The organism is Streptomyces sp. NPDC002958 (genome assembly GCF_055563255.1).
Map to the genome: position 1 here is coordinate 210,372 of NZ_JBVHDS010000006.1, position 26,039 is coordinate 236,410.

The following is a 26,039-nucleotide window of genomic DNA, read 5'->3' on the forward strand; positions in this document are numbered from 1 at the left end:
TTCGGTCACCGGTCGACGCCTCCCATCACGGGGTCGATGGACGCGACGGCGACGATGACGTCGGCGACCTGGCCGCCCTCGCACATCGCCGCCATGGCCTGCAGATTGGTGAAGGACGGGTCGCGGAAGTGGACCCGGTAGGGGCGGGTGCCGCCGTCCGATACGACATGGACGCCGAGCTCGCCCTTGGGCGACTCGACGGCGGTGTACGTCTGTCCGGCCGGGACGCGGAAGCCCTCGGTCACCAGCTTGAAGTGGTGGATCAGGGCCTCCATGGAGGTGCCCATGATTTTCCTGATGTGGTCGAGCGAGTTGCCGAGCCCGTCCGGGCCGAGCGCGAGCTGCGCCGGCCAGGCGATCTTCTTGTCGGCGACCATCACCGGTCCGGGGGCGAGCCGGTCGATGCACTGCTCGACGATCCGCAGCGACTGGCGCATCTCCTCCAGCCGGATGAGGAAGCGGCCGTAGGCGTCGCAGCTGTCGGCGGTGGGGACGTCAAACTCGTAGTTCTCGTATCCGCAGTAGGGGTCCGTCTTGCGCAGGTCGTGCGGGAGTCCGGCGGAGCGCAGGATCGGGCCGGTGGCGCCGAGTGCCATGCAGCCGGTCAGGTCGAGATAGCCGACGTCCTGCATACGGGCCTTGAAGATCGGGTTGCCGGTGGCGAGCTTGTCGTACTCCGGCAGGTTCTTCTTCATGGTCTTCACGAACTCGCGGAGCTGGTCGATCGCGCCGGGCGGCAGGTCCTGGGCGAGTCCGCCGGGCCGGATGAACGCGTGGTTCATCCGCAGGCCGGTGATCAGCTCGAAGAGATCGAGAACGAGTTCACGATCCCGGAAGCCGTAGATCATGATCGTGGTGGCGCCGAGCTCCATGCCGCCGGTGGCGATGCACACCAGGTGCGAGGAGATCCGGTTGAGCTCCATCAGGAGCACGCGCAGGATGCTGGCCCGGTCGGGGATCTGGTCCTCGATGCCGAGGAGCTTCTCGACACCCAGGCAGTACGCCGCCTCGTTGAAGAACGGCGTCAGATAGTCCATGCGCGTCACGAAGGTGGTGCCCTGGGTCCAGTTCCGGAATTCGAGGTTCTTCTCGATGCCGGTGTGGAGGTAGCCGATGCCGCAGCGGGCCTCGGTGACGGTCTCGCCGTCGATCTCCAGGATCAGCCGCAGCACCCCGTGCGTGGACGGGTGCTGGGGGCCCATGTTGACGATGATGCGCTCGTCGTCGGACTTGACCGCGGACTCGACGACCTCGTCCCAGTCTCCGCCGGTGACTGTATATACAGTCCCCTCGGTCGTCGCCCGGGGCGTTGCATGGGGAGTAGACATCAGGAGTACGACCTCCGCTGGTCCGGAGCCGGGATCTGGGCGCCCTTGTACTCGACGGCGATGCCGCCGAGCGGATAGTCCTTGCGCTGCGGGAAGCCCTGCCAGTCGTCCGGCATCATGATCCGGGTGAGGGCGGGGTGCCCGTCGAAGATGAGCCCGAAGAAGTCGTAGGTCTCGCGCTCGTGCCAGTCGTTGGTCGGGTAGACCGTGACAAGGGACGGGATGTGCGGATCGCTGTCCGGGGCCGACACCTCCAGGCGGATCAGCCGGCCGTGCGTGATCGAGCGCAGGTGGTAGACGGCGTGCAGCTCACGGCCCTTGTCGCCGAGGAAGTGGACACCGCTCACCCCCGTGCAGAGCTCGAAGCGCAGCGCCGGGTCGTCGCGCAGGGTCTGTGCGACCCGGACGAGGTGTTCGCGGGCGATGTGGAAGGTGAGTTCGCCGCGGTCGACGACGGTCTTCTCGATGGCGTTGGCGGGAAGCAGGTCCTGTTCCTCCAGGGCCCCTTCGAGCTCGTCGGCCACTTCGTCGAACCAGCCGCCGTACGGGCGGGACGTGGCGCCCGGCAGGGCCACCGTGCGGACGAGGCCGCCGTAGCCGGAGGTGTCGCCGCCATTGTTGGCGCCGAACATGCCCTTGCGTACGCCGATGACCTCGCCGGTCTCGTCGCGCGGTGCGGGCACGCCGTTGTTGCTCTGCTCGTCGTGGTTCCGGTTCTCACTCACCGCAGGAGCCCCTTCATCTCGATCAGGGGCAGCGCCTTGAGCGCCGCGGCCTCCGCCTCGCGGGCGACCTCCTCCGCGTTGACCCCGAGCTTGGAGCTCTGGATCTTCTGGTGGAGCTTGAGGATCGCGTCCATCAGCATCTCGGGCCGCGGCGGGCAGCCCGGCAAGTAGATATCAACCGGGACAATGTGATCAACACCCTGAACAATGGCGTAATTGTTGAACATTCCGCCCGATGATGCGCAAACCCCCATGGAGATGACCCACTTGGGGTTGGGCATCTGGTCGTAGACCTGCCGCAGGACGGGCGCCATCTTCTGGCTGACCCGCCCTGCCACGATCATCAGATCCGCCTGCCGCGGCGATCCGCGGAAGACCTCCATCCCGAAACGGGCCAGGTCGTAACGCCCGGCTCCGGTCGTCATCATCTCGATGGCGCAGCAGGCGAGGCCGAAGGTGGCAGGGAAGACGGAGGACTTCCGCACCCAGCCGGCGGCCTGCTCGACAGTGGTCAACATGAAGCCGCTGGGCAGCTTCTCTTCGAGTCCCATGGTGTGCCCCTCAGCCCCTCAGTCCCATTCCAGGCCGCCGCGACGCCATACATACGCATAGGCGACGAAGACGGTGAGCACGAAGAGCAGCATCTCCACGAGCCCGAAGATCCCCAGGGCGTCGAAGGTGACCGCCCAGGGATAGAGGAAGACGATCTCGATGTCGAAGACGATGAAGAGCATCGCCGTCAGGTAGTACTTGATGGGGAAGCGGCCGCCTCCGGCTGGAGTGGGGGTGGGTTCGATACCGCACTCGTACGCTTCGAGCTTTGCTCGGTTGTACCGCTTTGGGCCGATAAGCGTGGCCATGACCACGGAGAAGATCGCAAACCCTGCCCCGAGGGCGCCGAGCACGAGGATGGGCGCGTAGGCATTCACGCTCCTCGCTCCTTCCAGTCGTCCTTGACCGTTGGACCGCATCGGGCGATTCGGCTCGCCACCCCACCAAGATCGTGTACATGTGAGGCAGTTCACAAGCCCGACTGCCCCGCATCCTATGCCCGCCATCCTGTGATCTGCGACACGGGATACGACAACGAGTTTGTGATCTCCACCACCCGGCGAAGGGTTACGAAGCCATCTGAGCGGTGATCTTCGTACGCAAAGCGGCCGAGTGATCACGAGACGTGACATCTGATGCTGTCTGCGCTGGTCAGGAAGATGTTGCACTAACAATCAGATACCCGCCCGGGCAAATTGGCAATGGACGCCCTGAGAGTGATAAGGGGATCTGCCCCATTCTGGGCTCACCCGCGCGAGGGGCTCCAGGGAGCGAAGTGGACGCGTGCACACATTCACGATCTTCCGGATGAACGGACCACCCCCGAGCCCCGGCGACCCCTCGCCCCTCGGGCACACGCATGCGCTCACACCGCAGCTGCGCCGTGACCTGCGTCACTCCATTCAGCCTTCAACAAAAGCGGGCTTGGCCATCGGTGTGAACGGATGGTAGGCGACGGGCAATTCGGGCGTATTGCCGAAAGTCCGTGATCACAGCGGTGATCGAGCATGCCCGCTTTGCCCGTTACGGCGTCAATAAAGGCCGCCAGAAAGCGGATTCATAGATTCCGTACGTAACTGTGTCGCAACACACGTTTCTTGATGGGAGCCCCGGGGCCTGATAGCGCTAGTACTCATGTCCCACACCGCTCACATACCCAGCCACCGGAAGCCCCGCCGAAACGCACCGAAGACGGCGCTGCGGGCCGGAGTTGCCAGTGGCGTCCTCAGCACCATCGCGGTCGCAGGCGCTGCCGCTCCGGCCCAGGCCGAGCCGGTGACACAGACCATCGAGATGCCCACCATCACCGCCGAGCTCTCCACCGCCGTCGCCGCGTCCGCTGAGGCCACGCAGCAGGTCGCCGAGGACCTGGAGACGCAGGCCCAGGAGGACGCCGCAGCCACCACCGCGGCCAAGACCGCCAAGAAGGCCAAGGCCGAGGCGGTCCGCAAGGCTGAGGCCAAGGAGAAGGCGGAGGCGGCCGCCAAGGCCCAGGCGGAGGCGGAGGCCGCCGAGCGCGCTTCCCGCACCACGGCCCGTACGACGCTCAGCACGACCTCCGGCTCCGACGCCTCCGTGGCCCCGGCCTCGGCCTCTTCCTCCTCCTCCTCGTCGTCGAGCGCGACCGGCTCCGCCGCGTCCGTCATCGCCTTCGCGAAGGCCCAGGTCGGCGACGCATACGTGTCCGGTGGCACCGGCCCCAACTCGTGGGACTGCTCCGGCCTCGTCCAGGCCGCGTTCCGTTCGGTCGGCGTCGACCTGCCTCGCATCTCGCAGGCCCAGTCCACCGCGGGCACCCAGGTCTCCCTGAGCAACCTCCAGCCGGGCGACATCCTGTACTGGGGCGGCGCGGGCAGCGCGTACCACGTCGGGATCTATGTGGGCGGCGGCGAGTTCGTCGGTGCGCAGAACTCCAGCACCGGTGTGGTGCAGCGTCCGCTGGCCTACGACCCGCCGTCGGGCGCGGTCCGCGTTCTCTGATTTCACGGAATCCGCCGAGTCCACCGGGTCCGGCGAGTTCTCGGATTCACAAGCGCCTTCTCGGCGCGCGGCGAAGGGCCGTCACTCCCCCGCTCGGGAGCGACGGCCCTTCGCCGTTTCCGGCCCCTGCCAGGTCCGCACCCGACGCGCCCGAAGCGGCGTCCGGCACGACCAAGGGACGTACCACTGTCGCGCCTGCGGGGCCGAGGGACCCCATGCGGAACGCGAAGGCCAGCTTCCCAGTACCGCTTGCGCGTCCGGCACAACCAAGGGACGCACCACTGTCGCGCCTGCGGGGCCGAGGGATCCCATGCGGAACGCGCAGGCTAGCTTCCCAGTACTGCTTGCATCACGCTCTTCGCGATCGGCGCGCCCAGCCGTCCGCCCGAGATGTCCGAGCGGGAGATGTCCATGTCCGTCGGGTCGATAAAGACGGCGACCGCCACCGACTCACCGTCGGACTTCTTGCCGTACGAGACGAACCAGCCGTACGGCACCTCGTCGTTCACGTTTACGCCGCGCTGTGCGGTGCCGGTTTTTCCGCCGACAGTGATGCCGTCGATCAGGGCTCGTTGGGCGCTGCCCTCCTTGGCGGTGAATTCCATCATTTCCTGGACCTTCTTCGCCGTCTCCGGCGAGACGGCCTGGCTCTTGAGTTCCGGCTCGTTCTTCTCCAAGGTCGACAGGTCGGGGCCGCGCAGCTCGTCGACGATGTACGGCTGCATGAGCTTGCCGTCGTTGGCGAGGGCGGCGGTCACCATGGCCATCTGCATCGGTGTGCTGGTGAGGCTGCCCTGGCCCATGCCCGTCAGCGCGGTCCCGGGCTTGTCCAGTTCCTCCGGGTAGAGGCTCTTGGTGGCAAGCATGTCGCCGAACTCGTCGGAGTAGACATCGGCGTTGAAGCCGAACTTCTCCGCCGTCTCGCGCATCTTGTCCGCGCCGACCTTGGAAGCCGCGTCGAGGAAGACGTTGTTGCAGGAGTACTGCATGGCGGTCTTCATGGACGCCTTGTTGCAGACAGCGTCGCCGGCCTCGCTGCCGATCTTGTTCGAGGAGAGCGGCAGGGGGTACGGAGAGACGGCATCGGACGCCGCGTCGACATCGGTGACCACACCATTCTCCAGAGCGGCGGCCGCCGTGAGGATCTTGAAGGTGGAGCCGGGCGGGAAGGTCTCGCGCAGCGCTCGGTTGGCCAGGGGCTTGCTCTTGTCGTCGACGAGGGCCTGGAACTTGTCGCCCTCCTTGAACGAGTTCCCGGCGAAAACGGATGGGTCGTAGGAAGGAGTGGAGACGAGCGCGAGGACCTTTCCGGTGCGCGGGTCGAGGGCGACGACCGCGCCGCGGGCATCGAGGTCGGTCAGCCCCTTGTAGCCCGCCTCCTGTGCCTTCGGGTCGATCGTAGTGATCACATCTCCGCCACGGCGCTGCTCGCCGGCGAGAATGTCTTTGGCGTGCCGGAAGGCGAACCGGTCGTCCTGGCCGCTGAGCACGCTGTCGTACGTCTTCTCCAGCAAGGACATGCCCTGTGCCTGTGAGGCGTAGCCCGTGACCGGGGCATACATCGCGCCCTGCTTGAAACTCCGCTGGTACTTGAAGTCCGTACCGGAGACCGCCTTCGAACCGGTGATCGACTCGCCGCCGACGATGATGTCGCCGCGCGGGGTGGCGAACTGAGCGATCTTCACACGGCGGTTGTGCTCATGGGTGGCGAGGGCATCACTCTGGAAGTATTGGAGCCAGTTCGCCCGGAGCAGCAGCGCCAGCACCAGCAGCCCACAGAAGACTGCTATGTGCCGCAAGGGCCTGTTCATCGTTCTCCCGCTTCCCGGACCATTCGATCATCAATAATAATGAAGATGCGCCTGCGGACCACTTGGTTGCATGGTTTGCGCCAAGGCACCTCTGCTGCTCCTGCCCATGGACCGCGTATCGCCGGCAACTCGCGCAATACGCCGATCGCAGAACCGGGCGTCAAGCGCCCACTCAGCGCAACATACCCACGGAGCAACGGCTGTTCCTCCGTGGGCATACGTACATCAAGAGCATCGTCACGGCCGCGCTCACCGACTGAGCGCGGCTGTGGCCGTTCCGGGGCCGCTCAGGCCTTCGGGGCCACCTTGGAGAGGCCGTTGATGATGCGGTCCATCGCGTCGCCGCCCGTCGGGTCGGTCAGGTTGGCGAGCATCTTCAGCGTGAACTTCATCAGCAGCGGGTGCGTCAGACCGCGTTGGGTGGCGATCTTCATGACCTTCGGGTTGCCGATCAGCTTCACGAAGGCGCGGCCCATCGTGTAGTAGCCGCCGTAGGTCTCCTTGAGCGCCTTCGGGTAGTTGGTCAGCGCCAGTTCGCGCTGGGCCGGGGTCGCGCGGGCGTGGGCCTGGACGATGACGTCGGCGGCGATCTGGGCCGACTCCATGGCGTACGCGATGCCTTCGCCGTTGAACGGGTTGACCATGCCGCCCGCGTCACCGACGAGCAACAGGCCCTTGGTGTAGTGCGGCTGGCGGTTGAAGGCCATCGGGAGGGCGGCGCCGCGGATCGGACCCGTCATGTTCTCCGGGGTGTATCCCCAGTCCTCCGGCATGGACGCGCACCACGCCTTGAGGATCTCGCGCCAGTCCAGCTCCTTGAAGGCGGAGGAGGAGTTGAGGATGCCGAGGCCGACATTGGACGTGCCGTCGCCCATGCCGAAGATCCAGCCGTAACCGGGCAGCAGCCGGTCCTGGGGGCCGCGGCGGTCCCACAGCTCCAGCCAGGACTCCAGGTAGTCGTCGTCGTGGCGGGGAGAGGTGAAGTACGTACGCACGGCCACGCCCATCGGGCGGTCCTCGCGGCGGTGCAGGCCCATGGCGAGCGACAGCCGGGTGGAGTTGCCGTCGGCGGCGACGACGAGCGGGGCGTGGAAGGTGACCGGGGTCTTCTCCTCGCCGAGCTTCGCGTTGACGCCGGTGATGCGGCCGGTGCGGTCGTCGACGATCGGGGCACCGACATTGCAGCGCTCGTAAAGCCGCGCGCCCGCCTTCTGCGCCTGGCGGGCCAGTTGCTCGTCGAAGTCGTCGCGCTTGCGGACCAGTCCGTAGTCCGGGTACGAGGCGAGATCCGGCCAGTCCAGCTGGAGGCGGACGCCGCCGCCGATGATCCGCAGGCCCTTGTTGCGCAGCCAGCCGGCCTCTTCGGAGATGTCGATGCCCATGGAGACGAGCTGCTTGGTGGCGCGCGGGGTGAGGCCGTCGCCGCAGACCTTCTCCCGAGGGAAGGCCGTCTTCTCCAGGAGCAGGACGTCCAGTCCGGCCTTGGCGAGGTAGTACGCGGTGGTGGAGCCGGCCGGGCCTGCCCCGACGACGATCACATCCGCGCTGTGTTCGGAGAGGGGCTCGGTCACGGTCGGATCTCCCGAAGACTCGAAATCGCGTGCCGCGCGGCACCTGTCCCATGCAGTCTATGGGGGTCTGCTGATCACTTTCCGAAGGGCTCCCCGATGTCGACGTCGACCGTGCCTCCCGCCACTCCTGCCATACGGCTGCGTGTCCCGACCGACGAGGACGCGCTCTCCTGGCACCGTGCCTTCGACGACCCCGAGGTGATGGAGTTCTTCGGCGGTACGTCGGAGGAGCTCTCCATGTACGAGGAGTGGACCGCCCGCCAGCGCCGGCTCGACGCGGAACTGGGGTACTGCCTTTGGACCGTGATCGGCGAGGACGGCGAGGCGGCCGGCTTCACCGGCGCTCAGCCCTGGCCGCAGACCGCGTACGGCCCGGTGGGCGAGATCGAGATCGGCTGGCGGCTGGCCCGGTCGGCCTGGGGCCGGGGTTACGCCACCGCCGCCGCACGCCTCACGCTGGAACGGCTGCGCGCGGCCGGGGTGGAGCGGGTGGTGGGGACGATCGACGCGCGCAACGAGCGGTCGATCGCCGTGGCCCGGCGGCTGGGGATGGAACGGGCGGAGAGCTTCACGACGCCGCAGTCGGGTCAGGAAGTGCTCTGCTTCCGGCTGGGACTGGCCCCGTGACGACGGGAAGGTCCTTCAGGGCCAGGGAGTTGGTCCTTCAGGGCCAGGGAGCCGGTCCTAGGGCCGGGGAGCCGACGGACGTACGCCCCGGTGCAGCGCCACCACACCGCCGGTGAGGTTGCGCCAGGCGACCTTCGACCAGCCGGCCCGCTGGAGCTTGGCCGCGAGCCCGGCCTGGTCGGGCCAGGCACGGATGGACTCGGCGAGGTAGACGTACGCGTCGGGGTTGGACGACACCGCGCGCGCGACCGGCGGCAGCGCCCGCATCAGGTACTCGGTGTAGACCGTCCGGAACGGCGTCCACGTCGGCTGCGAGAACTCGCAGATCACCACCCGGCCGCCCGGCTTGGTCACCCGGTACAGCTCGCGCAGCGCCGCATCCGTGTCCTGGACGTTGCGCAGCCCGAAGGAGATCGTCACCGCGTCGAAGGTCTCGTCGCGGAACGGGAGCCTGGTGGCGTCGCCCGCGGTGAAGGGCAGCCACGAGTTGCGCTTCTTGCCCTCCCGCAGCATGCCGAGGGAGAAGTCGCAGGGCACGACGTACGCGCCCGTCGCGGCGAAGGGCAGCGAGGACGTCGCCGTGCCCGCGGCCAGGTCGAGGACCTTCTCCGCGGGGCGGGCGTGCACCGCCTTCGCGACCTCCTTGCGCCACAGCCTGGCCTGGCCGAGCGACAGCACATCGTTGGTGAGGTCGTAGTTCGCCGCCACGTCGTCGAACATCGTGGCGACTTCGTGCGGCTGCTTGTCCAGGGAAGCTCGGGTCACGCACCCATTCAAGCAGCCCGGCCCGCGGCGCCTCGCGCCGGTCGTGCGCCCACGCCGGAACTTCCCGAACTCGTCTTCAACCTTTTGGCCGCGACACCGCTCAGTACAGGGGTGAGAGACCACCGAGATCCCGGAGAGGGGGACAGATGACCGCAAACGGCAGCCGGGACTCCACCGAATTCGAGGAGTTCGCCCGGGCGAACCAACGGCGTCTGTACCGGACCGCATATCTGCTGTGCGGCGATACGGAGGGCGCCCGCGACCTGACCCAGACGACACTGGCCAAGCTCTTCCAGCACTGGCGCCGGGCGAGCGCAGCCGATCAACCCTCCGCCTATGCGCGCACCGTCCTCACCCGGACGTATCTCGCCGAGCGCCGACGTCGGCTCCGCGACTTCCTGGCCCACAGCCATGTCGATGCCCCGACCCCCTCGGTGGGCCCCGAGTTGACGGTGACGCTGCTGCCCCCGGCGTTCGGCACGGTACGCCCGGTCGACCTGGCCGTCAGCCGGTACCAGGGCGGGTCCGGGGGCCACGTCTTCCCCGTCGCCTTCTCCGTACGCCCCACCAGTGGCCCGCAGAAGCCCTGCCCGGTCGACCCGAAGAAGAAGTACCAATCCGATCCATCCGAACCGAAGAAGGCGCACCGGTGCGAGGAGGCGGCCCTGCGGGACGGGATCGTGGCCCGCGTCGTCACCGTGACCGAGAGCTCGAAGGGCTGGAAGGACATCGTCAACGTCAAAGTCGAATTCCCGTTCAAGGACAGCACCGTCGTCCTCATGGCCGAACACGACGCCTCCGCCAGGATCTCGGCGCCGGTCACCGCCGAAGAGCTGCTCCACGTCGCTCGGGACGCCCGCTTCCTGAGCCTGGTGCGTTACGCCGAAGCGTTCCCGATGGAGCCGAAGCAGGAGACCATCCATGGTGGGTGAGGCGCGGGGCCGCCGAGCGCGGGGCCGTGGCCGCGGTCGTGCTGCGGTCCGGCGGGCCCGCCGCCGGAAGACCCGGATACGGGTGACGGGCACCGTGCTGGTGCCGGGTGCGCTGCTGCTCTGCGGGGCGTTGGTGTGGGGGCCGTGGGGTGGCGGTGAAGGGGCGTCGGCGTCGACGGGCACACCGTCGGACCGGGTGGCGGTGTCGTCGTCCCCGGGAGCGGGCGTCGGGCCCGGCTCCCGTTCCACGACCGGCAGTCCGCGCCCCTCCGCCTCCGCCTCCGCCTCGGCCGACGCCCCCGACGCCGATACCGGCGCCGGGGGCGATTCCCGGCTCCCGTCCGGGTCCGTGCCCGAGCACGGCTCCGGCACGTTCGTCACCGCTGCCCCGGCGCGCACCGGCAGCCACGGCACGGGCACCGTCCACCAATACCGCGTCGAGGTGGAGCGGGGCAGCGGTCTGACCCCCGGTCCGGCCGCCGCCGCGGTCTCCGGGGTTCTCGCCGACCCGCGCGGCTGGACCCGCACGGGGCACGACGCGTTCCAGCAGGTCGACTCGGGCCCGGCCGGTCTGGTGATCCGGATCGCGACGCCGGACACCGTCGACCGGCTCTGCGGGGCGTACGGGCTGAACACCCGCGGCGAGGTCAACTGCCGCGTCGGCACCACGGTCGTGGTGAACCTGAGGCGGTGGATGCAGGGGTCGCCGCAGTTCGACGGCCCGCTGGCCGATTACCGGGCGCTGATCATCAACCACGAGGTCGGCCACTGGCTGGGCCACGGCCATGAGACCTGCCCGGGGCCAGGACGCCCTGCGCCCGCGATGATGCAGCAGATCGACGGGCTGAAGGGATGCGTCGCCAACGCGTGGCCGTACACGTCCGCAGGCACGTACCTACGGGGCCCGTCCGTCCCGTGACAGCGCAGACGCCCTGTCCATGCCGGCGCCGGGCACGCGTTTCGTGGGTGAGGTCGTGAGGACCTACCGCCGCCGGTACACCAGCCGCCCGCCCAGCACCGTGGCCACGCACCGCCCCGCCCCCGCCACGCACAGCGCCGCCTCATCGGGTACGTCGAAGACGGCGAGGTCGGCGCGGGAGCCGACGGTGAGCGGGCCGTGCACGGAACCGGGCAGGTCGTACCCCTCCACGAACGGGTCCAGGCTCGGTTCGCCGACCAGGATGCCGGGGGCGCCGACGGCCGAGACCTCCGTCATACCCGAGCGGGCGACGGCGGTGCGGACGGCCGGGTCATGGAAGCGGCCCGCGAGGTGCGTCGTGCCGTACCGCAGCATCTGCTGCAGCCCGCGCCGTACGCTGCCCGCCCGCCGCGTCGCGTCCATCTCACCGACCAGCCGCTCGAACGCCTCGCCCCACAGCGGCTGGTCACCGAGCGCGTCCGCCTCGCGCGGGTCGGGGTGGTAGCAGCGGGTGAGCAGCCACAGCCCGTGCCACTGCCGCAGTCCCGGCGTGATGACGCCCGGCCAGGTGCGGACCCGGGCCGTGGGGTGGGCGGCCACGACCTCGTCGTACGGTCCGAGGGCGACGATCCGGTCGCCCTCCACGGCCACCGCACCCTGCGCAACGGGCGCCGCGCCGACCGGAAGAACCAGCGGCGCGGCATGAACAGTCAGCAAAGCGGCCTCAGTTGGCGTTGAGGAGCTTCAGCTCCGGGTGTGCCGTTCCGCCTTCGATCGCGGTGGACGAGATGTGCGAGACGACGCGCTCGTCGACCGGGTCGTTCGCCGGGTCGTCGTGGACAACGAGGTGCTCGTACGTCGTCGCGCGCTGCGCCGGTACGCGGTCCGCCTTGCGGATCAGGTCGATGATCTCCAGGCGGTTGGAGCGGTGCTTGGCACCGGCGGAGGAGACGACGTTCTCCTCCAGCATGATCGAGCCGAGGTCGTCGGCGCCGTAGTGCAGCGAAAGCTGGCCGACCTCCTTGCCGGTGGTGAGCCAGGAGCCCTGGATGTGGGCGACGTTGTCGAGGAAGATCCGGGCGATGGCGATCATCCGCAGGTACTCGAAGAGCGTGGCCTGCGTCCGGCCCTTCAGCTTGTTGTTCTCGGGCTGATACGTGTACGGGATGAAGGCGCGGAAGCCGCCGGTGCGGTCCTGCACGTCACGGATCATCCGCAGGTGCTCGATGCGCTCGGCGTTGGTCTCGCCGGTGCCCATCAGCATGGTGGAGGTGGACTCGACACCGAGACGGTGGGCGATCTCCATGATCTCCAGCCAGCGCTCGCCGGACTCCTTGAGCGGCGCGATCGCCTTGCGCGGCCGGGCCGGCAGCAGTTCGGCACCCGCCCCCGCGAAGGAGTCGAGACCGGCGGCGTGGATGCGCTGGATGGCCTCCTCGACGGAGACCTCGGAGATCCGGGCCATGTGCTCGACCTCGGAGGCGCCGAGCGAGTGGATGACCAGCTGCGGGAACGCCTTCTTGATGGCGGAGAAGTGCTCCTCGTAGTACTCGACGCCGTAGTCCGGGTGGTGCCCGCCCTGGAACATGATCTGCGTACCGCCGAGTTCGACAGTCTCCGCGCAGCGGCGCAGGATGTCGTCGAGGTCGCGGGACCAGCCCTTGTCGGTGTCCTTGGGCGCGGCGTAGAAGGCGCAGAACTTGCACGCCGTGACACACACGTTCGTGTAGTTGATGTTGCGCTCGATGATGTACGTCGCGATGTGCTCCGTACCGGCGTAACGGCGTCGGCGTACGGCGTCGGCGGCCGCACCCAGCGCGTGCAGCGGCGCCGACCGGTAGAGGTCGAGAGCCTCCTCCGGAGTGATCCGACCGCCCTCGGCGGCACGGTCGAGGATGGGCTGGAGGTCGGCCTTCTCGGTCACCGGGCTGTCACCTTTCGGCGGTTTTTCAACGGATCTACGGACCGGTTCAGCGTACGCCAGCCCCTGTCGGGGTCAGTTGCCGGACCGGGTGAGCGTGCCGTACGGAAGTCCGGCGCCTCTCTCCTCGGACCGGAAGCGGAGGGTGCCGTCGGCGGCGTGCGTGAAGTGGACGTCGCTGGTGGTGGAGGTGCAGAGGGTCGGGTCGCCGGGGCGGTCCGGATCGGAGCGCTCCCGGAGCGTCAGTTCCTTGTCGGTGCCGGACGAGAGGCTGGCGATGCTGTTGCAGCGGACGGTCAGTCCGAGAGCGCTGACCTCCGTGGTCATCCGGACCACGTCCGTGCCCTTCTTCCCCGCGGCGAACACGGCGGTGAGAGTGCCGTGCGGCTGCCCGCTGGTCTTCTCGGTGATCGGGCCCTTCCACGTGCCGATGAACGCCTTCGGAAGCTCGGTGATCTGCTCCGAGCCGCCCGTACTTGAGTCCGAGGGCCGCGGCGGCGGCCCGGAGGATGTGGCGGCCGGCGGGGTGTGGCCGACACCGCCGTGCCCGGCGGTGTCCTTGCCGCCACCGCCCGGCATCAGGTCGAAGAGGTATGCACTGCCCACGGTCACGGCGGCGAGGGCACCCGCCACGGCGAGGGCGACGGTGCAGCTCAGCCTCCGGCCACGGTACGCAGCCGGAGCTGCCGGGCCGGAGTCCGCGCTGACGGTGACGGAGAAACGGGGGTCCGGCGTACGTTGCCCCGACAGCCCGGAAGGCCGCGACGCCCCCGATGGCCCGGCCGACTCGGCCACACCGGCGGTCGCGGGCCAAGCAGGCGGCCGGGTCGGCTCATGCGCCGGGGGCGGCTCGATCGGCGGGCCGAACCCACCGCCCGCACCACACCCACCGTTCGCGACGCCGTTCGCGCCCCACGCCGCGCTGCTGAACGGCACCGGCCCCGACTGCACCGGCGCGTCCTGCGGCTCCAGGTCCAGCAGCGCGACCGCCGCCCGGCTGACCTCGCGCACCAGTGGTCCGGGCAGCCAGCCCGTCGCCACCAAAGCGGCCGCACCGCCCGGCGCCAGCTGCCGGGCCAGCTCCATGGGCGTCGGCCGGTCCTCCGGGTCCTTCGCCAGGCACCCGGCGACGACGTCCCGCAGCTCCCCCTCCAGCTCCCCCAGCTCGGGCTCCTCGTGCACCACCTTGTAGAGCAGCACGGCGGAGGAGTCACCGAGGAAGGGGGCCATACCGGTCGCCGCGTACGCGAGCACCGCGCCGAGCGAGAAGACATCGACCGCGCCCGAGATGTCCACGCCCCGGATCTGCTCCGGTGCCATGTAGCCGGGTGAGCCGACCGAGACCCCGGTGGAGGTGAGCGAGGCGGTGGCACCGATGGCGTGGGCGATCCCGAAGTCGATCAGCCGGGGACCGTCGAGGGCGAGCAGTACGTTGGACGGCTTCACATCACGGTGGATGAGGCCCTGCTCGTGCACCGCGGCCAGCGCCTCCCCGAGCCCGGCGCCCAGCGTCCGTACCGCGTACTCGGGCAGCGGCCCGTGCTCGGCGACCGCGGCGGACAGCGGGGGCCCGGCCACATAGCCGGTGGCGACCCACGGAATCGGAGCATCCGGGTCGGCGTCCAGGACGGGTGCCGTCCACTGCGCACCGATCCGCCGCGCCGCGTCCACCTCCCGCCGGAAGCGGGCCCGGAACTGCTCGTCGAGAGCGAAGTGGGGGTGCACGACCTTGACCGCGACGGTACGTCCGCCCGCGCTGCGCCCCAGATAGACCCGGCCCATGCCGCCCGCACCGAGCCTGCCGAGCAATCGGTAGGCACCGATGGTCAGCGGTTCGCCGGCTTCCAGCGGCTGCATATGGACTCCCCCTGTGGACCGGCCGGACCTCCGACCGAAGCCTAGGGGCGAAGGTCATCGGGTCACAGAGGAAACCATCCGCCGATTTCGCCCCTAAGGGAACGAACAACGGCTTTCGACACAACAAAAGGCGTGAATGCGTCGTTCACCCGAGCGATTCCGGTACACGACCGGGACTCTCCCCGGATGCCACCCAGAATCGACTATTCAACGCGAATTAACCTGAATCGATAGCCGGGCCGGAAGAGAGGGACGCGAGAAGGGGCGGGAAGAGATATCCGGCCCGGAGGTACAGGATTCACCTATATCCCGGGCCATTCCCACACGCGACGCACTCGACACCCGCCCCCACGTCCAGCCCCGCCCCGTCCTGCCGTCCGCTCAGCCGCCGAGCAGCTCGACCTTCACGTCCGCCGAGAAGCCTGTTGTCGGACCGACCCGGCGCGCGAACTCCTGCACACCCGCCAGCTGGTCCGGGCCGAAGCGGAAGTCCAGAGTCGTGAAGTACCGCTCCAGCACCTCCGCGTCGAAGGCCTCCCAGCGTGCCGCCTGCTCCGCGACCTTGGTGACCTCCTCCAGGGAGACGTCCCGCGAGGCCAGGAAGGCCTCGTGCACCTTGCTCACGTGATGGGGCTCGGCCGCCAGATAGTCCTTGCGGGCCGCCCAGACCGCGAAGACGAAGGGCAGCCCGGTCCAGTCCTTCCACATCTGACCCAGGTCGTGGACCTGGAGACCGAGCCGGGGCGCGTCGTGCAGGTTGGCGCGCAGCGCGGCGTCGCCGATCAGCACAGCGGCGTCCGCCTCCTGCATCATCACGCCGAGGTCCGGCGGGCAGGTGTAGTAGTCCGGGCTGACCCCGTACCGCTCGGCGAGCAGCAGCTGAGCCAGACGCACGGAGGTGCGCGAGGTCGAACCGAGCGCCACCCGGGCCCGGTCCAGCTGGTCCAGCGGCACCTGCGACACGATCACGCACGACATGACGGGCCCGTCGCAGCCCACCGCGATGTCCGGGAAGGCGACCAGGTCGTCGGCGTTGCGGAGGAACTCCACCAGCGTGACGGGGCCGATGTCCAGATCGCCCCTGATCAGCTGCTCACTGAGCTTCTCCGGGGTGTCCTTCGAGAGCTCCAGGTCGAGCAGGGTTCCCGTTCTCGCCAGTCCCCAGTACAGAGGGAGACAGTTCAGGAACTGGATGTGGCCGACGCGCGGCCGGCTGCGACGGTCGTCGCCTGCGACGGTTGAGACGGTTGAGACGGTTGAATTGTCCACATCGCGAGGCTAGACCCGTGGCGCTCCCCGGACGGCACCGGGTGCGCGGGAATCCCACTCCCGGGGCCTCACTCGATCCCGCTCCCGGCGCGCACCGGTATCGCCCCCAGGGATCGCGCCGAAGTCCTCTCCCGTACCTCTTGAAGGCACCTGGATGACACCCTCCGGGACACCTCTTCGTCAGCTCATCGGCACGGCAATCAAACATCCGGGTGAAGTGATCTTTCCCCCTACCCTTCCGCACACGCTGCGTGCTAGGCTCGACGCAAGTTGCAGTTTGGTTTCCCTTGCAGTACAGAGCCTGCGGAGCATGTAACCCGCAGGCTTTTGTAGTTTTCAGACTTCTTTGCAGGTTCTGGAGCAGGGCAACCCTTTGGCCCAAGGAGGGCTTATGGCTACCGGAACCGTCAAGTGGTTCAACGCTGAAAAGGGCTTCGGCTTCATCGCCCAGGACGGCGGCGGCCCGGATGTCTTCGTTCACTACTCCGCGATCAACGCGTCCGGGTTCCGCTCCCTCGAGGAGAACCAGGTCGTGAACTTCGACGTCACTCAGGGACCCAAGGGTCCGCAGGCTGAGAACGTCACCCCGGCCTAGTTGCCCGGGTCGGCCGATCGCGGCCGGCTAGTAGTACCCAAGGAGCCCCGCTCCTCCGCTTCGGCGGGGAGCGGGGCTCCTGCCTTTTCCCTCTCGGCGGGGGCATCGGGGCGCCCCGATGCATCGGCCTCGACACCGTGCTTGACCTTGACACCGTGTGAAGCGGTGCAGTGGGAGTCATCATGTTCACCATCGGAGACTTCGCCCGGTACGGACGGGTGTCGGCCCGGATGCTGCGCCACTACGACGCCATCGGGCTCCTGCACCCCGACCGCACCGACCCCGCCACCGGCTACCGCTTCTACGGGGCCGCGCAGCTCGCACGCCTCAACCGCATCATCGCCCTCAAGGATCTCGGCTTCACGCTCCAGCAGGTGCGGGCCATCCTCGACGAGCAGGTGGGATCGGAGGAACTGCGCGGGATGCTGCGGCTGCGGCGGGCGGAGCTGGAGGAGGCCATGGCGGCGGCGGCCGCACGGCTGGCGCAGGTCGAGGCGAGGCTCCGGTCGATCGAGAGCGAGGGACGCATGTCTGCGGACGACGTGGTGGTCAAGAGTGTTGCCGCGGTACGGGTGGCCGAGCTGACCGGCACCGCGGCGGGCTACGAACCGGAGGACATCACTCCGGTGATCGGCCCGCTGTACGACCGGCTCTTCCCGCTGCTGGGCACGGTGGGCGTCAGCCCGAGCGGCCCCGGGATCGCACACTACGAGGATGCCCCGGAGGGTGGCGGCGCGGTCGTCGTCCACGCCGGGGTGACGGTCTCCGCCCCGGTGGGCCCGCTCGGCGACACCGGGATCACGGTGGTCGAGCTGCCTCCGTTCGAGGCAGCGACCATGGTCCACCGCGGTTCGATGGCCGGCGTACTGCCGACGGCCCAGGCCCTGGCCCGCTGGATCGACGCCAACGGCTACCGGTCCGCGGGATACGCCCGCGAGATCAGCCTGGAGTGCCCCGAGGACCGGGACAAGTGGGTGACGGAACTCCAGGAGCCGGTCACCAGGGCCTGATCCCCCTCGGACGCCCATGGGCCGAAAAGGAACGTGACACTCCGCACCCCAGGTGTCACGTTCCTTTGCCCCCCTACCGTCCTCCGGGCCCCGCCCACAGCCCGTCGTCCGTCAGCCCCAGCAGGTCGATCGCGTTGCGTCGGACGATCCGGTCCACCAGGTCGGCGTCCAGATGCCCCATCTGTGCCTCGCCGACCTCGCGCGACTTGGGCCAGGTGGAGTCGGAGTGCGGGTAGTCCGTCTCGTACAGAACGTTCCCGACACCGATCGAGTCGAGATTCTTCAGCCCGAAGGCATCGTCGAAGAAGCAGCCGAAGACATGCTCGGCGAACAGCTCCGACGGCGGGCGGTGGACCTTGTCGGCGACGCCGCCCCAGGCCCGGTTCTCCTCCCAGACGACGTCGGCACGTTCCAGGATGTACGGAATCCAGCCGACCTGGCCCTCCGCGTACATGATCCGCAGGTTCGGGAACCGTTCGAACTTGCCGCTCATCAGCCAGTCGACCATCGAGAAGCAGCAGTTGGCGAAGGTGATGGTGGAACCGACTGCGGGCGGGGCGTCGGCCGAGGTGGACGGCATCTTCGAGGACGAGCCGATGTGCATCGCGATCACCGTCCCCGTCTCGTCACAGGCCCGCAGGAACGGATCCCACTCGTCCGTATGAATGGACGGCAGACCGAGATGCGGAGGTATTTCGGAGAACGCCACCGCGCGCACACCGCGCGCCGCGTTCCGCCGGACCTCGTCCGCGGCCAACCGGGCGTCCCAGAGCGGGATCAGGGTGAGCGGGATGAGCCGGCCCCGCGCCTCGGGCCCGCACCACTCCTCCACCATCCAGTCGTTGTACGCCCGCACCCCGAGCAGCCCCAGCTCACGGTCCTTCGCTTCGGTGAAGGTCTGGCCGCAGAAGCGGGGGAAGGTGGGGAAGCAGAGGGCGGACTGGACGTGGTTGACGTCCATGTCGGCGAGCCGGTCGGGGACCGAGAACGAACCCGGGCGCATCTGCTCGTACGTGATGACCTCAAGCCTGATCTCGTCCCGGTCGTAGCCGACCGCGGTGTCGAGCCGGGTGAGCGGGCGGTGCAGATCCTCGTACACCCACCAGTCGCCGATCGGCCCGTCATCGCCCTTCGCGCCCATCACGGGCGCGAACTTGCCCCCCATGAAGGTCATTTCCTTGAGCGGTGCGCGAACGATCCGCGGGCCGCGGTCGAGGTACTTGGACGGGAGCCGGTCCCGCCAGACATGAGCGGGCTCCACTGTGTGGTCGTCCACCGAGATGATCTTCGGGAAGGTCTCCATGCCCACCACGGTAGCGCTGATCTGACGTACCGTCAGCTATCGGTACCGGCCCCCTTCCCTCAATCGTTGTCGAGGGCTTGTGCAGAGAGCCACCCACTGCTGACGTGTCCGCCCAAAACAAGGCAGACTGTGAGCGCGATACCAGCGGTACGGAGCAATCCGGATCCACCCGCACCACAACGGCAGTGGGGGCGAGCGATCCGGAACGGACAGCATCAGCACGATCGGCAGAACCGGCGGGGCGAGCAGGGCAGGGGGCAGCAATGGACCGTGACAACCGGCCGCACATGCGTGTTCCGGAGCAGCGCGCTCCGAAACAGCGGTCGGACGACGACGTCGATCTGCACTTTTCCGTGCTCGGCCCGGTACGGGCACGGCGGGGCGGCGAGGTGCTGCCGTCCGGTTCACCCCAGCAGCGCGCCCTGCTGACCGCGCTGCTCCTGCGTGGCGGCCGCACGGCCACGGCCTCCGAACTCATTGATGCCATCTGGGGTGAGGAACCGCCCTCGCAGGCGCTGGCTGCGGTACGCACGTACGCCTCCCGGCTCCGGAAGGTCCTCGACCCGCACACGCTGGTCAGCGACGCCGGCGGATACGCGATCCGGACCAGGCGCGAGGCCCTCGATCTCACCGTGGCCCAGGAGCTGGCGGCCGAGGCGGAGAAGGCCCGGGCCGGCGGCGACCGCACCCAGGCCCGCTCCCTGTTCAACAAGGCGCTCGGCCTGTGGGACGGCGAGGCCCTGGCCTCCGTGCCCGGCCCGTACGCCGAGAATCAGCGCACCCGTCTGGAGGAATGGCGGCTCCAGCTCACCGAAACCCGCCTGGACCTGGACCTGGAGGTCGGCTGCCACGCGGAGGCGGTCTCCGAGCTGACCGCGCTCACCGCCGCGCACCCGCTGCGCGAACGGCTGCGCGAGCTCCTCATGGTCGCCCTGTACCGAAGCGGCCGTCAGGCCGAGGCGCTCGCGGTGTACGCCGACACCCGCCGGCTGCTCGCCGACGAGCTGGGCGTCGACCCGCGCCCCGAACTCTCCCAGCTCCAACAGCGCATCCTGCAGGCCGACGAGGAACTGGCCCGCCCGGCCGACGAACCGGCCCCGGCCCCCGCACCGGTGCGCCCCGCCCAGCTCCCGGCCACCGTCCCGGACTTCACCGGCCGTGCCTCCTTCGTACGGGAGCTGGGCGACCGGCTGGCGACCGCCGAGGGCTCGGTCATGGCCGTTTCGGCGCTGGCCGGCATCGGCGGTGTCGGCAAGACGACGCTCGCCGTGCACGTCGCCCACCAGGCGCGCCAGCACTTCCCGGACGGACAGCTGTACGTGGACCTCCAGGGCGCTGGCGCACGGGCCGCCGAACCGGAGACGGTCCTCGGCGCCTTCCTGCGCGCCCTGGGCACGGCGGACTCGGCAATCCCCGACTCCCTGGACGAACGCGCCGCCCTCTACCGCTCCACGCTCGACGGCCGACGCATCCTGGTCCTCCTCGACAACGCGCATGACGCGGCCCAGATCCGTCCCCTCCTTCCCGGCACCGCGGGCTGCGCGGCCCTGGTCACCAGCCGCGTCCGCATGGTCGACCTGGCCGGTGCCCACCTGGTCGACCTGGACGTGATGTCCCCGGAGGAGGCACTCGAGCTCTTCACCCGCATCGTGGGCGAGGAGCGCATCAGCTCCGAGCGCGAGGCCGCCCTCGACGTGGTCGCCGCCTGCGGCTTCCTCCCTCTGGCCATCCGCATCGCTGCCTCCCGCCTGGCCTCCCGCCGCACCTGGACCGTCTCCGTCCTGGCCGCCAAACTCGCCGACGAACGCCGCCGCCTGGACGAGCTCCAGGCGGGCGACCTCGCGGTGAAGGCCACCTTCGAGCTCGGCTACGGGCAGCTGGAACCCGCCCAGGCCCGGGCGTTCCGCCTGCTGGGCCTGGCCGACGGCCCGGACATCTCACTGGCCGCGGCGGCAGCGCTGCTGAACCTGGAACCCCACGCGGCGGAAGACCTGCTGGAAGCCCTGGTGGACACCAGCCTCGTGGAGTCCGCGGCACCGGGCCGCTACCGCTACCACGACCTGGTGCGCCTCTACGCGCGTTCTTGTGCCGAACGTGACGAGGAGCCCCCGGAGGAGCGGGAGGCGGCACTGTCGCGGCTGCTGGACTTCTACCTGGCGACGGCGGCGGGGGTGTACGCGCTGGAGCGGCCGGGGGATCGGCTGGTGGACCATCTGGAGCCGACGGGGCGTGCGGGGCTGACCTTCGGTGACCGGCACGGCGCACGGGACTGGCTGTACTCCGAGGCGGCTTCCCTGCTCTCCTGCGTTCGCCAGTCCACCAGCCCCTCGACGCTGTCCCGTGGGATCGATCTCCTCTGGGCGGCGCTCGATCTGGGTGAGTCGGGAGCGAACTCGAAGCAGTACGAGACGACCGCCTTCGCGGTGCTGGAGGCCGCCCGTGCGGCGCGCGACCAGCGTGCCGAGGTGCGCGCTCTGATGACGCTCGCCGATGTCCACCACACCTCCGGCCGCTTCGACCAGGCGAAGGACGAGGCGGAGAGAGTCATGTGCCTCGTCGAAACCACCCGCGATCCCCTGCCCGGTTGCTGGGCTCCGAACGCCCTCGGGATCATGGCTCTCTATCAGAACCGGCACGACGACGGGGAAAAGTACCTCACCCTGGCCATCGAGCGCTTCCGCGAGATCCACGACCGCCCGGGAGAGGCGAGCGCGTTGTGCAATCTCTCACGCATCCATCTCGCCATCGGTCGCACCGACAGCGCGGTTTCGCTGGCCCAGCAGGGCATAGACATCTACGACGCCATGGGGCACGCGCTACGAAGCGCGAACGGGCGCTATGCGCTGGGCATGGCTCTCACGCAGAGCGGCCAGTTCGCCATCGCGGCGGAAAGCCTCCTGGAGGCATTGGAGATCTTCCGCGACAGCCGCCAGCGCCTGTGGGAGGGGATGACCCTCTTCCGCCTCTCCGAGGTCGATCTCGCGTCCGGCAGTCCGGCCGACGCGGCGAGCAAGGCCGAACTGGCTCTGACCTCCCTGCGCGGCATCGGCGGCGAGTGGCGCAGGGGCAACGTACTCACCGTCCTCGGCCGAGCCCTCGACGGCATCGGCCAGTTCGGCCGGGCACAAGTCTGCTGGCGCGAGGCCCTGACCATTTACGATCAACTCGGCTCCCACGAAGCCGACGAAGTGCGCGCCCTGCTGGCCTCCGCGGCAACGTGACCCGCCCCGCGCGCCGTTCATCATTCGTTTATCGCGGCACGGCAAGCTCATGCATGTCAATCCGCCGCGTCGGGGGGCAGGCGGATCGATACCACGGCCGTAGCACTAGTGTGAGCGGCCCTGAGGCGCCCGCCCGGCAGTCCACGGGGGAACAGCCGGGCGGGGCGTCGCCCCACCGTCCGAGAGCCTAAGGAAGCAAACGAACATGGCTGACCCGAAGAACGACCTGGAGATCAAGCCGCAGGACATGCACGCCACCGGCGAGGACACCGGGAAGATCACGACCAAGGACATGCACGCCACCGGCGGCACCGTCGAGCCGCAGGACATGCACGCCACCGGCGGGACCATCAAGCCGCTCGACATGCACGCGACGGTCGGCACCGCGACGACCGATGACATGCACGCGACGAGCGAGCCGGCCAAGTAGAGCTGCATTCGACGGGGACGGGGGAACGGCCGCGGCGGCGCGGAGGGGGAGCCGTCGCGGCCGTGGCACGAAGCCGAAAGAGGGGCACGAACCATCGGTTCGTGCCCCTCTCCGCGTTCCGCGCGGCCTCAGCGTGCCTGGCAGGCCCCGTACGGCAGGGCCTACAGCCCGCGGACCAGTACGTCCACCCCGCACAGCTTGCCCATGTCGTCCTCGCCGGAGGTGAAGACCACCACCCGGCCCACCTGACGCCCCGCGATCACCGCGAGCGCCGCGTCGATGGCGTACTTGTGACCGCGCAGCCCGGTGGCGCCCAGCAGGCCGATCGCCTCGTCGGCGACGTCCTTCGTGACGGGCTCGACGACGGTTCCAGACGGGCCTCCGGATCGTGGCCGTCGCCCTGAGCCCTCCTCTCTACCTCTGACCCCGCAGTTCCCCCTTCACCACCTTGCCGCTCGCATTGCGCGGCAGCTCCGCCACGAACTCGACCGCCCTCGGCACCTTGTAGTTCGCCATCTCGCGGCGGGACCAGGCGATCAGGTCATCGGCCGTCACCGTCGCGCCCGGTCTGCGCACCACGTACGCCTTGCCCACCTCGCCCAGTCGGGGGTCCGGGACGCCGATCACCGCCACGTCGGCCACGTCCGGGTGCAGGTCGAGGAGCTGTTCGATTTCGGCGGGGTACGCGTTGAAGCCGCCGACGATGAACATGTCCTTGATCCGGTCGGTGATCCGGAGGTTGCCGTCCTCGTCGAGGACGCCCACGTCACCGGTGCGGAGCCAGCCGTCGGAAGTGATCGCGGCGGCCGTGGTCTCCGGGTCCTCGAAGTAGCCCTGCATCACGTTGAAGCCGCGGACCAGGACCTCGCCGGAACTGCCGGGAGCGGCCAGGACACGGATCTCCGTGTCGGGGATCGCCCGGCCCGATGTCGAGGCGATCGTCCGTACCAGGTCGCCGCGGCGGCACATCGTGACGATGCCGCTCGCCTCGGAGAGGCCGTACGCGGTGAGGACCGTCGCTATGCCAAGCTCCGTACGCAGGCGTTCCACCAGTCGCAGGGGGACCACCGCCGCGCCCGTCACCACCAGGCGGAGGGCGGAGAGGTCGTGGGCGTCCCGGGCCGGGTGGTCCAGGAGGGACTGGTGGAGGGTGGGCGGGCCGGGCAGGACCGAGATGCGTTCGGCGGCAATGTTGGCCAGGGCCGTGTCCACGTTGAACACCGGTTGCGGAACCATCGTCGCGCCCCGCATCAGGCACGCGATGATGCCCGCCTTGTAGCCGAAGGTATGGAAGAAGGGGTTCACGATCAGATAGCGGTCACCCTCGCGCAGATCCGCCAGCTCGCTCCAGATCGCATAGCAGCGCAGGGTCTGGGCGTGGGTGATGACGGCACCCTTGGGCCGGCCCGTGGTGCCCGAGGTGTAGATGATGTCGGAGGGGGCCGAGGGGGCGATCGCGTCGGCTCGGGTTCGTACCGCCGCTCCGGACACCCCCTCCCCCGCCGCCAGGAAGTCCTTCCAGGTGACGTAGTCGTCGGGGGCACTGTCCGCCAGCACCACCACCCGTTCCAGGTGCGGGAGCCGTACGTCGGCCCGGCGCAGGGACGCCACGTACGACGTGCCGAGGAAGGTACCCGTGACGAAGAGCAGCTTCGCCCGGCTGCGTTCCAGGATGTACGCCGCCTCCGTGCCCTTGAAGCGGGTGTTGAGGGGGACCAGGACCGCCCCCGCCGTGACCGCGCCGAGCGCGGAGACGATCCAGTCCAGGGTGTTCGGGGCCCAGATCGCGACCCGGTCCCCCGGCTCGACGCCCGAGGCCATGCACGCGGCGGCGGCCCGTTCGACGCGGTCGCCGAGTTCGGCGTACGAGATCCGGGTCCGGCCCTCGACGACCGCCTCCCGGTCCCCGTACCGCCGCGCCGCCGCCCGTATCAGCTTCGGAATGCTGCCCCATTCCTCGTCGCCGCGCATCGCTCACCCTCCCTGACACAGTAGCTGACTATCCGTCAGATTAGCTGTAGCCTCAGCCGCTGTCAGCAGTCATGACTGTCTCGGAGGTGGCGGTGGCGGTGGCGGCGCTCAAGGACGTGACAGCGATAGTCGGCATAGGACAGACGGCCTTCGCAAAACAACTGCCCGAATCAGAAAGGACCTTGGCCTGCCGGGCCATCGTCGCGGCGCTCGACGACGCGGGCATCGCCGCCTCGGAGGTGGATGCTTTCGCCTCGTACACGATGGAGGAGACCGACGAGGTCGAGATCGCCAAGGCAATCGGGGCGGGCGATGTCACCTTCTTCAGCAAGGTGGGGTACGGAGGCGGGGGCAGTTGTGCGACGATCGCGCATCTCGCCGCCGCCGTGGCGACCGGGCAGGCGAGTGTCGGTGTCGCCTGGCGGTCACGCAAACGCGGGTCGGGGCCCCGGCCCTGGAAGAACACCTCCGTCCAACTGCCCACGCCCGCCCAGTGGACCCGGCCGTACGGGCTGCTGCGGCCGGCCGACGAGATCGGGATGCTGGCGCGGCGATACATGCACGAGTACGGGGCGACCCGCGACCATCTCTTCAACGTCGCCCTCGCCTGCCGCAACCGCGCCAACCAGAACCCGGACGCGGTGATGTACGAGCGGCCGCTGACCCGCGACATGTATATGACCTCGCGCTGGATCAGCGAGCCGCTCTGTCTCTTCGACAACTGTCTGGAGACGGACGGGGCGCTGGCCTGCGTCATCGTCTCGGCGGAGCGGGCCCTCGACTGCCGGCAGAAACCCGTCTACGTCCACTCCGTCGCCCAGGGGCTGCCGGCCCAGCACCACGGCATGGTCAATTACTGGAACGACGACCCGCTCACCGGACCCGCCTGGACGGCCGCCCGACAGCTGTGGAAGCAGGCCGACTTCGGGCCTGACGACGTGGATGTCGCGCAGATCTACGACGCGTTCACCCCGCTCATTCCGCTCTCCCTGGAGGGCTACGGCTTCTGCGGGCGCGGCGAGGGCGGGGCGTTCACCGAGGGCGGGGCGCTGGAGAGCGGCGGGCGGCTGCCCATCAACACCGGGGGCGGCGGGCTCAGTGAGGCGTATGTGCATGGCTTCAACCTCATCAACGAGGGTGTGAAGCAGTTGCGCGGCGTCTCCACCGCACAGGTCCCGGACGCCGGGACGTGTCTGGTCACCGCCGGTGAGGGCGTGCCCACATCGGCCGTACTGCTGAGGAGTTGACCGGG

21 protein-coding genes and 1 pseudogene are annotated in these 26,039 nt (G+C 69.1%); 9 read left to right on the plus strand and 13 right to left on the minus strand.

Features of this window, described 5'->3' with window-relative positions; translation table 11 throughout:
* Positions 1 to 5: 5 nt before the first annotated feature.
* Genes ACZ3IC_RS13730 through ACZ3IC_RS13745 form a run of 4 tightly spaced genes read right to left on the minus strand, consistent with a single transcriptional unit; the run spans position 6 to position 2,982 of the window.
* A complete protein-coding gene (locus ACZ3IC_RS13730; protein WP_467415753.1) occupies positions 6 to 1,328 on the minus strand; it encodes an NADH-quinone oxidoreductase subunit D in 1,323 nt (440 codons plus the stop codon).
* Positions 1,328 to 2,053 (minus strand): NADH-quinone oxidoreductase subunit C, encoded by a 726-nt coding sequence (locus tag ACZ3IC_RS13735; protein WP_467415755.1) that lies wholly within the window; start codon positions 2,051 to 2,053, stop codon positions 1,328 to 1,330. The genes ACZ3IC_RS13730 and ACZ3IC_RS13735 overlap by 1 nt, the downstream gene beginning before the upstream one ends.
* Positions 2,050 to 2,604, minus strand: coding sequence for a NuoB/complex I 20 kDa subunit family protein (locus ACZ3IC_RS13740; RefSeq protein ID WP_467415756.1), 555 nt, complete (start codon positions 2,602 to 2,604; stop codon positions 2,050 to 2,052). The genes ACZ3IC_RS13735 and ACZ3IC_RS13740 overlap by 4 nt, the downstream gene beginning before the upstream one ends.
* Positions 2,605 to 2,622: 18 nt before the next feature.
* Positions 2,623 to 2,982, minus strand: a complete 360-nt coding sequence (locus ACZ3IC_RS13745; RefSeq protein ID WP_003992243.1) for an NADH-quinone oxidoreductase subunit A — start codon at positions 2,980 to 2,982, stop codon at positions 2,623 to 2,625.
* 757 nt (positions 2,983 to 3,739) lie between these two features.
* On the opposite strand from ACZ3IC_RS13745, the gene ACZ3IC_RS13750 reads away from it, so the two are divergent.
* Complete coding sequence (locus ACZ3IC_RS13750; protein WP_467415759.1) at positions 3,740 to 4,585, plus strand: C40 family peptidase; 846 nt, start codon at positions 3,740 to 3,742, stop codon at positions 4,583 to 4,585.
* A gap of 326 nt (positions 4,586 to 4,911) precedes the next feature.
* Here ACZ3IC_RS13750 and ACZ3IC_RS13755 read toward each other — a convergent pair whose 3' ends face one another.
* Both ACZ3IC_RS13755 and ACZ3IC_RS13760 read right to left on the minus strand, forming a co-directional pair.
* Positions 4,912 to 6,396, minus strand: coding sequence for a peptidoglycan D,D-transpeptidase FtsI family protein (locus ACZ3IC_RS13755; RefSeq protein WP_467415760.1), 1,485 nt, complete (start codon positions 6,394 to 6,396; stop codon positions 4,912 to 4,914).
* A gap of 287 nt (positions 6,397 to 6,683) precedes the next feature.
* Positions 6,684 to 7,967, minus strand: a complete 1,284-nt coding sequence (locus ACZ3IC_RS13760) for a geranylgeranyl reductase family protein (RefSeq protein ID WP_467415763.1) — start codon at positions 7,965 to 7,967, stop codon at positions 6,684 to 6,686.
* A gap of 96 nt (positions 7,968 to 8,063) precedes the next feature.
* On the opposite strand from ACZ3IC_RS13760, the gene ACZ3IC_RS13765 reads away from it, so the two are divergent.
* Positions 8,064 to 8,594 carry a GNAT family N-acetyltransferase gene (locus ACZ3IC_RS13765; RefSeq protein ID WP_467415765.1) on the plus strand — a complete coding sequence of 177 codons (531 nt, stop codon included), beginning with the start codon at positions 8,064 to 8,066 and terminating at the stop codon, positions 8,592 to 8,594.
* Between the two features lie 57 nt (positions 8,595 to 8,651).
* Here ACZ3IC_RS13765 and ACZ3IC_RS13770 read toward each other — a convergent pair whose 3' ends face one another.
* Positions 8,652 to 9,359 (minus strand): demethylmenaquinone methyltransferase, encoded by a 708-nt coding sequence (locus ACZ3IC_RS13770; RefSeq protein WP_467415767.1) that lies wholly within the window; start codon positions 9,357 to 9,359, stop codon positions 8,652 to 8,654.
* Between the two features lie 146 nt (positions 9,360 to 9,505).
* Here ACZ3IC_RS13770 and ACZ3IC_RS13775 point away from each other — a divergent pair.
* Both ACZ3IC_RS13775 and ACZ3IC_RS13780 read left to right on the plus strand, forming a co-directional pair.
* Positions 9,506 to 9,823, plus strand: a pseudogene (locus ACZ3IC_RS13775) (sigma factor); the annotation flags it as partial.
* A 550-nt stretch (positions 9,824 to 10,373) separates the two neighbouring features.
* On the plus strand, positions 10,374 to 11,210 hold the full coding sequence (locus ACZ3IC_RS13780; RefSeq protein ID WP_467415768.1) for a DUF3152 domain-containing protein: 837 nt from the start codon (positions 10,374 to 10,376) through the stop codon (positions 11,208 to 11,210).
* 63 nt (positions 11,211 to 11,273) lie between these two features.
* On the opposite strand, the gene ACZ3IC_RS13785 is transcribed toward ACZ3IC_RS13780, so the two are convergent.
* The 4 genes from ACZ3IC_RS13785 to ACZ3IC_RS13800 form a co-directional block, all read right to left on the minus strand.
* Complete coding sequence (locus ACZ3IC_RS13785; RefSeq protein WP_467415771.1) at positions 11,274 to 11,927, minus strand: imidazolonepropionase-like domain-containing protein; 654 nt, start codon at positions 11,925 to 11,927, stop codon at positions 11,274 to 11,276.
* A 7-nt stretch (positions 11,928 to 11,934) separates the two neighbouring features.
* Complete coding sequence (gene mqnC / locus ACZ3IC_RS13790; protein ID WP_467415772.1) at positions 11,935 to 13,134, minus strand: cyclic dehypoxanthinyl futalosine synthase; 1,200 nt, start codon at positions 13,132 to 13,134, stop codon at positions 11,935 to 11,937.
* Between the two features lie 72 nt (positions 13,135 to 13,206).
* Positions 13,207 to 14,988 carry a serine/threonine-protein kinase gene (locus ACZ3IC_RS13795; RefSeq protein ID WP_467415773.1) on the minus strand — a complete coding sequence of 594 codons (1,782 nt, stop codon included), beginning with the start codon at positions 14,986 to 14,988 and terminating at the stop codon, positions 13,207 to 13,209.
* A 381-nt stretch (positions 14,989 to 15,369) separates the two neighbouring features.
* Positions 15,370 to 16,257, minus strand: a complete 888-nt coding sequence (locus ACZ3IC_RS13800; protein WP_467415776.1) for a menaquinone biosynthetic enzyme MqnA/MqnD family protein — start codon at positions 16,255 to 16,257, stop codon at positions 15,370 to 15,372.
* A 391-nt stretch (positions 16,258 to 16,648) separates the two neighbouring features.
* Here ACZ3IC_RS13800 and ACZ3IC_RS13805 point away from each other — a divergent pair, with 391 nt between their 5' ends.
* Together ACZ3IC_RS13805 and ACZ3IC_RS13810 are read left to right on the plus strand one after the other, a co-directional pair.
* Positions 16,649 to 16,852: a cold-shock protein gene (locus tag ACZ3IC_RS13805; RefSeq protein WP_003967102.1), complete on the plus strand. Its 204-nt coding sequence runs from the start codon at positions 16,649 to 16,651 to the stop codon at positions 16,850 to 16,852.
* Positions 16,853 to 17,034: 182 nt separating this feature from the next.
* A complete protein-coding gene (locus ACZ3IC_RS13810; RefSeq protein ID WP_467415777.1) occupies positions 17,035 to 17,862 on the plus strand; it encodes a MerR family transcriptional regulator in 828 nt (275 codons plus the stop codon).
* A 73-nt stretch (positions 17,863 to 17,935) separates the two neighbouring features.
* On the opposite strand, the gene ACZ3IC_RS13815 is transcribed toward ACZ3IC_RS13810, so the two are convergent.
* Positions 17,936 to 19,165, minus strand: a complete 1,230-nt coding sequence (locus ACZ3IC_RS13815) for an amidohydrolase family protein (protein ID WP_467415780.1) — start codon at positions 19,163 to 19,165, stop codon at positions 17,936 to 17,938.
* Between the two features lie 263 nt (positions 19,166 to 19,428).
* Here ACZ3IC_RS13815 and afsR point away from each other — a divergent pair, with 263 nt between their 5' ends.
* Both afsR and ACZ3IC_RS13825 read left to right on the plus strand, forming a co-directional pair.
* Positions 19,429 to 22,386 (plus strand): SARP-family global regulator AfsR, encoded by a 2,958-nt coding sequence (gene afsR, locus ACZ3IC_RS13820; RefSeq protein ID WP_467415783.1) that lies wholly within the window; start codon positions 19,429 to 19,431, stop codon positions 22,384 to 22,386.
* Positions 22,387 to 22,591: 205 nt separating this feature from the next.
* Complete coding sequence (locus ACZ3IC_RS13825) at positions 22,592 to 22,816, plus strand: hypothetical protein (protein WP_467415785.1); 225 nt, start codon at positions 22,592 to 22,594, stop codon at positions 22,814 to 22,816.
* A gap of 414 nt (positions 22,817 to 23,230) precedes the next feature.
* On the opposite strand, the gene ACZ3IC_RS13830 is transcribed toward ACZ3IC_RS13825, so the two are convergent.
* Positions 23,231 to 24,787, minus strand: a complete 1,557-nt coding sequence (locus tag ACZ3IC_RS13830) for a FadD3 family acyl-CoA ligase (protein WP_467415787.1) — start codon at positions 24,785 to 24,787, stop codon at positions 23,231 to 23,233.
* Between the two features lie 98 nt (positions 24,788 to 24,885).
* Between ACZ3IC_RS13830 and ACZ3IC_RS13835 the strand changes: the two genes are divergently transcribed.
* On the plus strand, positions 24,886 to 26,034 hold the full coding sequence (locus ACZ3IC_RS13835) for a lipid-transfer protein (RefSeq protein ID WP_467416088.1): 1,149 nt from the start codon (positions 24,886 to 24,888) through the stop codon (positions 26,032 to 26,034).
* The last annotated feature ends 5 nt before the right edge of the window (positions 26,035 to 26,039 follow it).